Below are 10,768 nucleotides of genomic sequence, written 5' to 3'. Positions count from 1 at the left end.
GGACGGGCTGGTCCTCTGTCACACTGCCGACGTCCACTCCGCCGATCACGGCGCCATCTGCGGCGCCCGTCACCGTGATCGTGAGGTTTTGCGTGCTGGTGGCGCCCGCGTTGTCGGTGACAATGATTGGGATGATAACATCTTGCGTCTGGCCCGCAGCCAGATGTTGGTAGCTGGCATGGCTTGGGTCAAAGCTGTAGCTGCCATCGGCATTCAGGGTGAAACCGTCCACAGGCTGGGCGATGCTGAAGGTTTGCGTGTCACTGGCGTCCACATCGGTTGCAATCATTTTGCCGGTCAGCTGTGTGCCATCTTCGGTGACTGCTTGTGTTTGCGCCGCGAGTACTGGCGCGTCGTTTGTGCCGTTGATGGTCACGGTCACGGTATGGCTAGTGCCGTCCGTGCTGCTGATGGTGAAGGTGTCGGTAAGTGTTTCACTAGCCTTCAGTTGCTGGATCGCGGCCTGTGTGTTGTCGGCGCTGTAGGTCCAGGCGCCAGTGCTGTTCAGGCTGAAGTGTCCGTAGCCGCTGCTGCCGGCCACATCCGTTTGGGCGGTGAAGCGGGCTTGTCCGGCATCGGAGTCGGTGATCGTCAGTTGGCCACTAGCCTGCAGATGACCGCTGGTGACGGCTGTGTCCTCGGTGACTGTGCCTTTGTCGGTACCCGCAATGACGGCGCCATCATCACGGCCAGCAACGGTGACACTGACCGTGTGCGTGGTGCCGTCGGCGCTGGAGACGGTGAAGCTGTCGGTAACGGTCTCGCCGCTCTTAAGCGCTTGGACGGCGGCCTTGCTGTTGTCCAGCAGGTACTGCCAATGCCCGCCCTCGTTCAGCGTTAGACTACCGTAACTGCCTGTCGTGGCAGTCTGGGCGATGAAATGTGCCTGGCCGTCGTCCACATCGGCGATGGTGAGCCGGCCAGTCACAGCTTGGCTGTTGTCTTCGGCCGTGCCGCCGGTGTTCACACCGCCGATGGTTGGGCCGTCGTTGCTGCCGGTGACTGTGATGGTGAGATTTTGTGTGCTAGTTGCTCCGGCGCTATCAGTTACAGTGACCGGAATAATCACATCTTGCGTCTGGCCCGCGGCCAGATGTTGGTAGCTGGCATGGCTTGGGTCAAAGCTGTAGCTGCCGTCGGCATTCAGCGTGAAGCCGTCGACGGCGTTGACAAGGCTGAAGGTTTGCGTGTCGCCCGCGTCAACATCGGTGGCAATCATTTTGCCACTGAGTTGTGTGCCGTCTTCCGTTACACTTTGCGTTTGCCCAACTAGCACGGGCGCGTCATTGCTGCCCTGTATCGTGACGGTCACGGTGTGGCTAGTGCCGTCAACACTGCTGACTGTGAAGGTATCGGTGAGGCTCTCGCCAGTATTGAGTTGCTGAATGGCAGTCTGCGTGTTGTCGGCGTTGTAAGTCCATACCCCTGAGGAATTAAGGCTAAAGTGTCCGTAGCCGTTGCTGCCAACCACATCGGTTAGTGCAGTGAACTGGGCTTGGTCAGCATCGGGGTCGGTAATGGTGAGTGTGCCATGTGCCTGTAATTGCCCATGCTGGGCAGATTGATCTTCGATAAGCGTTGCGGTGACGGTTCCACCGATAATCGCTTTATCATCAGCACCTTTGATCAGAATCGTGATCTTTTGGCTTGTTCCATCCAATGCTTGTACAAACAGGGTGTCAGTTAAGGATTCACCATGCTTGAGAGCTTGTATGCTGGGATTGTTGTTGTCTGCTGTGTAGGTCCAATGGCCATGGGTGTTGATGGATAATATGCCGAATTGACCTTGGAGTTGTTCGGCTGCAAATCCTGCTCGCCCGGTATCGGGATTGCTTACCCAGAGTTGACCGTCTGTATGGAGTTGTCCTTGAGAAAGGCGTTTGTCTTCAAACACCCTCATTACTGATGTGCCCATAATCACAGAGTGATCATCGGTACCATGAATGGTGATGGAGATGGTTTGCTGTGTGCCATCTTGGGTTTGTACCACAAGGGTGTCAGTGATGGATTCTCCGGTTTTGAGTGCTTGAATTGCCGTCTGCGAGTTATCTGCGGTGTAGGTCCAGTGGCCTAATTCATCAATGATGAGGGTACCAAACTGACCATATTGCTCTGTAGCTGTAAATAAGTGTGGTCCGTGGTCGTTATCTGTGATGGTAAGGTTGCCATCGGCCCTAAGCATGCCTTGATATGTGTCACTATCTTCAGTGAGTGAGGCCGAGGTTGTGCCTGATATTTCGGCCTTATCATCAGTTCCATTAATCGTGATTGTAATGTTTTGCCCAGTACCATCGGCGCTGTGGATAGTAAAAGTATCAGTAAGATGCTCACCCGATTTAAGGCTTTGAACGGTGGCCAGTGAGTTATCGGCGCTGTAGATCCAATGGCCGTTTACATCGATCGTAAGATAGCCAAATTGTCCCTGCAATGAACCTGCCGAAAAATGGGCTTGATCCTTATCTGGATCTTGGATGCTTAATTGACCTGATACCGTTAATTGGCCGTTGAGAGCCTGAGTATCTTCCGTCACTAAACCCGTCATATCACCTTTAATGATGGCGGTATTATCAGCCCCATTCACTTGAATGCTGACTTGCTGGCTAACAGGATGGCCTGATTGATCTGTTGCGGTGACGATAAAGGTTTCCGTCACTTGTTGGCCAGAGACTAGAGCAAGCGTGGCGTTTGCATGGTTATTTAGTTGGTATTGCCATTGGCCCGTGAGTGGATTGATGCTCAGTTGGCCATATTGACCTTGTCCATCAAGCACAGCCCAAGTGATTACATCGTTATGATCGGGATCGACACTGCGTAGTTGCCCCATCACTGTCTGCAAGGAGTCCGCCGAATTAATACTGGCGAGGTGCGATCCTAAAATTTGGGGCAGATCGTTACTGCCTTCGACATCGATGATGATGACAGTGTTTACTTGTTCGCCATTGGGGCTGCTGACGGTAATCGTAAATTGTTCGGTTTGATGCTCACCTTCGGCTAATGCATCAGTGTTAAGTGCATTATTATCGAGTTGGTAATGCCATTCGCCCGTTGTTGGATCGATATCAAGGTGACCAAATTGACCTTGATGTTCTGCGACCGTCCATTGGAGTGGGGTTACTATTCCCCCATGGGCGTGCAGTTTTCCAGAGGCACTCGCGACTGGGGCATCTTCTTTAACCGATTGATGGCCGGCTTGTTCGTCAATGGTGAGTGGGGTGTGCTGTTCAGTGCTAATGATTGGGGGGCGCACAATTTGAGTTAATGTGGTTCTTGCCATTGATACCGTTAATACTGCCGGTTCAATCTGCTGCTTAACATGTCCAATTTCAGGGAGTTGGCTGAGGGTAACAAGGGGCAATTGTGTGTCGTCAAAGTGTGGACCTTGCCCTAAATGGGTTGATTCACTCGAACCATAATCTTGGAACTTAGGGGCATTTTGGGTTTGCGTTTCATCCGCTTGCTGTGGCATCTCTGACAAGGTTTTTTCCGAGTCTGTGCTAGAGCTAGCTGACTGGGCTGTTACATGGCGGTTATCAATGTCTACGGTAGCGGGTTGCGAATCAGGCTTTTGCTCTGTCGATTCTTCGGTATTAACAAGCTGCGTTGCTGCGTGCGAGGGTAAGCGCCAAGACTTGCTTGCCACAATATCTGGGCTTGCAGTGCTTTGGACTTCACTCCCTCTAAATTCCTTTGCCTTGAGCTTGGCGACATCTTTATCAAGCTTTTTAGCGGCAATTTCAGATTTTTTGGCGAGTTTTGCTGAAATGCGACTTTTTCGTTTTGCGGTTGAGAGCGTTAATGGTTTTTTTTGGCTCATAGTTCGTGCTCCCTAGCGTTCACCAAAGGCTTCAGTCACATTGGTAAATACGGGTTTCCACAGGTATTGAAAGACGGTTTTATCCCCTGTGACAATATCCGCTTCGCCAGTCATACCGGGGATCAGCTCTAGCTTATCGGGTTGATCGCCAAAGTAGGGCTTGTCAATCGAGATTTGTACTTTATAAAAAACGCCGCCTTTTTCATCTGCATCTGTGCTTGGGGAGATGCGTTTGACGATACCATCAAGTGCCCCATAGCGACTGTAATCAAAGGCATCAATTTTTATGCGCGCGTTTTGTCCCACACTGACAAAGCCAATGTCCCGAGGGGAGAGTTTGGCCTCAAGTAGGGCTGTTGGCGTGGTGGGAACAATCACCGCAACTGTGCCACCTGGTTGAATCACACTCCCTGATGAGGTGTTTGGAATGGACTGGATGATGCCATCAACAGGGGAGGTAATGGTGTTTTGTTGCATCTGCAAATCGGAGGATTTTAAACGTGCGGTAATCCCTAATAATTCAGCTTGTGCATCAGTGCGAGCTTCACCAACCTCTTTTAGCAATGTGGCTTGTTTTTGCTCCAACTGCCGTTGAAGATTTTCAATATCCCGTGCCAATACCTGTTGTTTACCTTCCATACTTTTTAGTTCACGTATGTAGGAGTCTAATTTTTGTTGCGATTCCAGCATAGTGAGCTTAGAGATAGCCTGAGATTCTTTGATGGAATCCATCATATTGATGGTTTGTTGGGCTGAATTGATTTGATGTTTCAGTGGCGGAATTTCTTGATCAAGACTTGCCAACTCAGCTTTCGATTTGGCGATTTCCGCGAGGGAAGATTGAATGATGGCTTGTTTTTCGGTATTCATCCGTTCGAGATCACTAATATGCCCTTTCACAAGATTGGGATGACTTTCAAGGTAGCGAGCAAAGTTGGCCTCTCTGGATTCGATAAAAGCACTGTAACGCTCAATTTTGAGCACCAGATTAGCTTGTTTACTTTCCAGCTCTTCAGCGGCAGCTTGGCTATCGATGGCGATAAAGTTGGCGAGGACATCGCCTTTTTTCACTAAATCCCCCTCAGAGACCAAGATAGAGGCTATGGTTCCCCCTGAAAAACTCTGAATCACTTGTTGATGTCCAAGGGGGATAACCTGACCTTTCGCTTTGGCAATTTCTTCAATATTAGTGAACAGTGACCACACAAACATAATGAACACTGAACCCGCAATAAAGTAGGTGATTTGTTTGATGATGCGCTTTTCTGCTGGTGCTTCAATGGCTTGACTGAACTCGTGTTCTGGCAAAGAACGATGGTTAAGTTGACGATCATTCATTGTGTGTTGTCTCCATGCTAGCCACTGATTGGTTGCCATTGTCTACATTAGGTTTGTTTGGGATAGGACCAGCATAAACCACTGACCCTTTATCTAAGATAACGACCTTATCCGCGTGTTGGATCAGTTCTTGATCATGGCTAGTAAATAAAATAGTCGTTTTCCCTTTTAACTTGGTTAAGGTTTCGATAAAGGTTTTTTTCGCAAAAGGATTGCGGTTGGCTATGGGTTCATCCATGACAAGTAAAGGCGATTTTTTTAATAGGGCCCGAGCTAGGCTGATATAACCACTCCCAATCACCGAAAACATATTGGCTCCCTGAGCGGATAAACTGCGATTTAAATCGCCACCGAGCACCTCTTTTAAAGCGTCTCCACCTGCTTCATACAATGCTTGACACAACTCATCATCGGTGGCATCGGGTTTAGCCAGCCGTAAGTTATCTGCTAACGAGCCCGGTAGTAGTTCGGTGTGGGTCGGGCTGAATGCGGCCCATTGGCGTAAAGCTTCGGGGTCGAATTGTTTCAGGTTTTTACCATCTAAAGTGACAAAGCCTGCTTGGGTATCAATTACGCCTATGGCTGTCAGCAATAAGGTGCTTTTACCACTGCCATTAGGGCCGATAATGGCGACGGTTTCTCCTGCTTCAACATCAAATGTGACGCCAGAGAGTGCAGGTTCAGCTTCAGCACTGTAACGAAAGGTGACATGTTTAAAGTTGAGCGCGGGTGCTTTATTTAGGTTAGGTCCATCGAGGCGGAGTTGATTAAATTCGGTCGTCACCTCCATAAAACGGTCAAACTGGGTGACAGTACTGGTTATCATGTTAATTTTAGACGCCGAAGAAAATGCTAATTGGGCGGGGCCTGTGATGCGCCAAATCAACATACCACAGGCGATTAAAGCGCCGGGTGATATACTTTGATTTAACACTAAAAAAATGCCACAAAACACGGTAACTAGGGCTGTCATCAGCCCCATGGCATGGGCAACTGCCGCTGTCAGCCCATTACGTTTGGTATATAAAAATTGTTGTCGGCAGTGCTCACGGCAACGACGGATAAAATCTGCGTACCAGCCTTCGGTTTCCCCTGCGGTTTTCAGCTCTAATACATTTTTAGCTAGTTCATTGAGACTGTTTTGATAGTCATTACTGATGGTTGGGCTGGCGGCTTGGGTAAAACGGTTTAGGGCTTTCATCACTAGGTAAAACAGAATCAGCATACAAAATGGTACTAATACCAGCCAACCACTGAGAACTGTGATGGCAATAAGCGCCACGATCGTAAAGGGCAAATCAATCAGCCCACCTCCGCTAGGGCCTGACAATAATCCTCTCACCTTTTCTGCATTACGAAGTCGTGCTAAATGATTCGATAATCCAACTCGGGATAACATCATCAACGGCATACTGAGGAGTTGATTAAAGGATACGGCTGAGAGATCCCTTGCCAATTTATTGCTTGCTCTGGCCAGTACTTTGGCTCGCAGCATTCGGCTATAAATAAAAATGCTTAAGGCAAGCAATGCACCTATTGCGATCCCATGTAAAATTTCGGGGGCTTGTCCTCCAATGACTCTGTCGTATACCGCCATGGTAAAAAGCGGTATCGCTAATCCGGTCAAGCTGGCGACGAGGCTTAACAAAAAAACGGGTTTGAACCACTTTTTTTGCTGCTTAAACTGGCTTGCAAAGCGACTCCTTTTTTGATTGGAAGAAGGTAGGCTATTAATAATAAAAACTTTTCCATCAGTGGGGAGTGTGAGTGGTTGCCATTGATGGTGTGGGCCTAAATACTCAAAGGTGTGCTGGCTTCTGCGGCCTATTTGCGGTTCGCCCTCTTCGGGTAGGATCAGGAACGGGTAAATTGTATGGCTGAGTACCTCGGGATCAAGAGATCGTAAATCGGCAACAACATGATGTTTTTTAAATAAGATATACAAATCTAAGTAACTCGCATCATCGACTAACGCACTGCGTTCAATATTCTTGGCTTGGGCATTAAGTCCGAGTTGATTAAATAGTGTGACTAGTTGGGATTTTAAGTTTGGGACAGACTGGGTTTGGCTATGCATTGTTAAAGTTCCCCATTTGACATCATGGTTGCATCCCCTTGAGATGAAATATGGATGCGATAGTCACTGATCGCTGCAATTTCCGTAAAATAGGAGGCCACAATCAGGGTGATGTGGTTTTTGAGTTCGAGTAACAAAGCAAGTAGACGTTGCTGAGAGTCTGCATCGAGGGAGACCATAGGCTCGTCGAGTAAGAGTATCGAAGGGGATTGGGCAAGCGCTCTGACAATGGCGATGAGCTTTATGGCACCCTTATTGAGCATTTGGCTGTCATTATTACCCACTAAGGTTTGATAGCCCGCAGGCAACTGCGCAATCGTGGCAGATAAGCCCAGTTTGTCAGCGAGAACCATGGCATAGGCTTCCCGCTCATGGCGAAAGAGAGTCAGGTTATCCAAGATGGAACCTGCAAATAACGTTGCCCATGGCGACACATAACTAATGGATTGGCGATACTCCAGCGGGTCATGTTCAGTTAATGGGATAGAATCAATCTTGATGGCACCTTCAGTCACCTGATGATATCCGCCCACGGTACTTAACAATAAACTGGCATGTGTGAGTGGGTTTGAGGTTACAGTGACCAGGCTACCCGCGGGGATTGTCAGGTTAATGTGCTTAAGCTTTGCCCCTGTTTGTTGTGCAGATACTTGATCAAATTGAATGGGGCCTGAGGGTAATTTTTGATGGTAAATCTTATTACCATTTAAGGATTCTGGAGGGGAGGCTATGATTTCGTTAACATCTTGCATTGCAGATTGCGCGGTAACAAACTTCGCTTTTAAACTGCCAATGGCACTTAAGGGCGCTACGGCTCGGCCTGCAAGGATTGAGCATGCGGCTAATCCCCCCGTTGTTAGATCGCCATTTAAGACTTCAAAACAGCCAATCAGTACCAGTGCTAGTGTGGTGGCCTGTGAAGCCCCCTGGATCCATTCTTGTAACTTGGATGATAGCCAATCAACCTCATTTTGCTGCGCTAATCTTTGGTAGTTGATTTTTTTGTAGGCAGAGGTAATTCGGGATTCCAAGGCTAGGGCCTTTGCCGTTGTTAAGCCTGATAACACTAAAATGAGTAAGCGGGTTCGTTCATCTTCACTTATGGCGAGTTCTCGGGTGGCGATGGCGAGTTTTTTGCCGATTTGCCACACTCCAACGCCTGCTATACCCCAAACCAGTATGGGGATAAAGACTAATGGCCCGCCAATATAGGCTACCAAGGCTAAAAATATGATAACAAAAGGGAAATCCATTAATGCGACTGCTGCTTGCCCAGAGTAAATCTCACGCATGGTCGCGATACTCGTAATTCCGTGGAGTATTTTGCCTGCCCCTAATTGCTCAACATGGTGATAATCCGCCTTCATTAGCCGGTCGACAAATTGAGTGGTGGTTTGTAGCTCATAGTTTGAAGCATTGAGGGCAAGCAACCAACTACGTATATAGCGCAGCAGCAGTTCCAGAAGTATCGCTATCCCAACGCCAATCGCTAATACACTGGCTGTGCCATAGGCCTCATTGGGTAAAATCCGATCATAGATTTGCAGCATAGTGAATGGTAATGCCAGTGACAGTACATTAATGAGCGTGGATGAAAGCAAAAGCTCGGTAAATGATTTGTGCTGTGCCAATAGACGTAAAGATTCGATCATGTTTCACACACCTTATATACGTTACATTTATCACGAAAATCAAAAAGCGCATTAACATCACAGTTAACATTATCATTAACAATTTATAGTGTATATCACCAAATAAATGAATTTTATTGCTTATTTAGTTTAACTTTTAATGTGTTTACTCTGTTTTGTCGTTAACATTATGTTTGCTTTATGTTGGTGGTCGATGTGGTGTTTTAGTGGTGTTAGACAACGTAATCATTATTTAGGGTGACAGTCGGGTATGAATAAACCATGTTCAAAATAAAGTACTTCATCATTTTTCTCGTCGTATTTGCACTCGGATTGGTGCTGGTGAAGGGCGTGGATCGCATCATTGCTAATAGCGTTATCGCGCGTGATTCGGAGATGCTCGCAAGTAAATTTCAGATGTATATTACTGAATCAGCTGAACAACTACTTGAAATGCCTCGCTTAGAGCCTAGTGTGATTTGCTCTGCAGAATTAGAAAGTCTATTGAAACAGAAAGCCTTTGACTCCAGCTTTGTCCGCTGGTTTGCCATTTACAAAGATAATCAGGTGCTCTGTCAGTCTGGCGTAATACCCCATGATTTAACTGCATTGAAAGCCCATAAGGTGAGAGAGAATTTAAGTATTGCGGTGGCAAGCCATAATACTCAGACAAGTCACGAATTATTTTTAATACGTCACATGGAGGGGATTGATTACATTGCCAGTATCACTCCCCTTAGGCCGAGGTATTTTGTTCCTGTGGATTGCGAGCGATGTCTTGAGTACAAGGTGAGCTTAGATTCAGATCCTTATATTGAGTTTGGGTTTGATAATTTTGCTGATGAACCTGTGGTTTACCATGTCGTTCAAGAGCAAAATCCCTACTACCATGCGACCTTTGAGCTATCAGGTAATCGTGTTTTCCTTGAACAATATTCACAGCTCGGTTGGCGGGTCAGTGTAGCAACCGGGATTGTCTTAGGTTTGTTGGCGTGTTTAGTGTATTGGCGTTGGAACAACCATCAAATTTCCCTTGATAGTCAAATAAAACGGGGCATTCAGCGGGGGGAGTTTATTCCCTATTATCAGCCTATTGTCGATAGTAGTACGGGAATGCCTGTGGGGGCAGAAGTGTTGGTGCGCTGGCTTCGGCATGATAATCGGATGATCCCACCCAATCAGTTTATTCCCTTTGCTGAAGCGAGGGGACACATTCTTCCCATGACGACGAGTATGTTGAACAAGGTCATTAATGATATTCAACTGCTAGGGGGGCAATGCCCGCCGTTATTTTTTAGTATCAACATTGTGCCTGCTCATCTTGAAAATGATGATTTTTATCATCAATTACAAAAAATTGTCGAATCAGGAATACTGGGGCATCACAGGTTATCCTTGGAAATCACCGAGCGACTACCGATCAAAGATATGATGTTAGCTCGCCAGACACTCGATAAGATTTATGCGCTAGGTATTGACCTTAAGTTGGATGACGCAGGTACGGGCTATGGTTGTTTTAGTTATGTTCAACACCTTGGGATCAGTACATTGAAGATAGATAAGATGTTTGTCGATACCATTGGTCAATCCCATAATTTTAATGGCAAAACCTTAGATGCCATTATCTCGTTTGCAAACGAGTCTAAGTTGCATGTTATTGCGGAGGGGGTGGAGACGGTTGAACAGCAAGGGTATTTAGGTGAATTAGGAGTTAAACTTATCCAAGGTTACTATTATTCTAAGCCTTTGGCTGCGGAAGATTTTTTCAAGTTTACTCTTGCTTAGTGCTCGAAAATTATCGTCATGCGATGCGTAAATTCATCTTGTTATCATCGCAAAGTGCAAGTTTGAGGTTAATTCCTTTTGTCGATTGCATTTACCGCTCACTTAACGCGTGTTGAGGTTAGG

General features: G+C 47.1%; 5 protein-coding genes. 1 reads left to right on the top strand and 4 read right to left on the bottom strand.

Going from position 1 to position 10,768, the window contains the following annotated elements:
• From Q4Q50_RS21070 to Q4Q50_RS21055, 4 genes are all read right to left on the bottom strand, one after another.
• On the bottom strand, positions 1 to 3,814 hold a 3,814-nt coding region (locus Q4Q50_RS21070), incomplete at its 3' end, for a VCBS domain-containing protein (protein ID WP_311901001.1).
• A 12-nt stretch (positions 3,815 to 3,826) separates the two neighbouring features.
• Complete coding sequence (locus Q4Q50_RS21065) at positions 3,827 to 5,152, bottom strand: HlyD family type I secretion periplasmic adaptor subunit (RefSeq protein ID WP_311900999.1); 1,326 nt, start codon at positions 5,150 to 5,152, stop codon at positions 3,827 to 3,829.
• A complete protein-coding gene (locus Q4Q50_RS21060) occupies positions 5,145 to 7,229 on the bottom strand; it encodes a peptidase domain-containing ABC transporter (RefSeq protein ID WP_311900998.1) in 2,085 nt (694 codons plus the stop codon). The genes Q4Q50_RS21065 and Q4Q50_RS21060 overlap by 8 nt, the downstream gene beginning before the upstream one ends.
• A gap of 2 nt (positions 7,230 to 7,231) precedes the next feature.
• Positions 7,232 to 8,881, bottom strand: coding sequence for an ABC transporter transmembrane domain-containing protein (locus Q4Q50_RS21055; protein WP_311890642.1), 1,650 nt, complete (start codon positions 8,879 to 8,881; stop codon positions 7,232 to 7,234).
• Between the two features lie 261 nt (positions 8,882 to 9,142).
• Here Q4Q50_RS21055 and Q4Q50_RS21050 point away from each other — a divergent pair, with 261 nt between their 5' ends.
• Positions 9,143 to 10,645 carry an EAL domain-containing protein gene (locus tag Q4Q50_RS21050; RefSeq protein WP_311900997.1) on the top strand — a complete coding sequence of 501 codons (1,503 nt, stop codon included), beginning with the start codon at positions 9,143 to 9,145 and terminating at the stop codon, positions 10,643 to 10,645.
• The last annotated feature ends 123 nt before the right edge of the window (positions 10,646 to 10,768 follow it).

Origin of the sequence: Shewanella scandinavica (genome assembly GCF_031932065.1) — a bacterium.
Classification (GTDB): Bacteria; Pseudomonadota; Gammaproteobacteria; order Enterobacterales; family Shewanellaceae; genus Shewanella; species Shewanella baltica.
Note: the sequence above shows the minus strand (reverse complement) of the source record. Positions and strands in the feature narration are given on the sequence as shown.

Excerpts from the sequence above, each read along its gene's own strand:
- Q4Q50_RS21065 (WP_311900999.1), bottom strand. The coding sequence starts at position 5,152 with ATGAATGATCGTCAACTTAACCATCGTTCTTTGCCAGAACACGAGTTC.
- Q4Q50_RS21050 (WP_311900997.1), top strand. The coding sequence starts at position 9,143 with ATGTTCAAAATAAAGTACTTCATCATTTTTCTCGTCGTATTTGCACTC.
- Q4Q50_RS21055 (WP_311890642.1), bottom strand. The coding sequence starts at position 8,881 with ATGATCGAATCTTTACGTCTATTGGCACAGCACAAATCATTTACCGAG.
- Q4Q50_RS21060 (WP_311900998.1), bottom strand. The coding sequence starts at position 7,229 with ATGCATAGCCAAACCCAGTCTGTCCCAAACTTAAAATCCCAACTAGTC.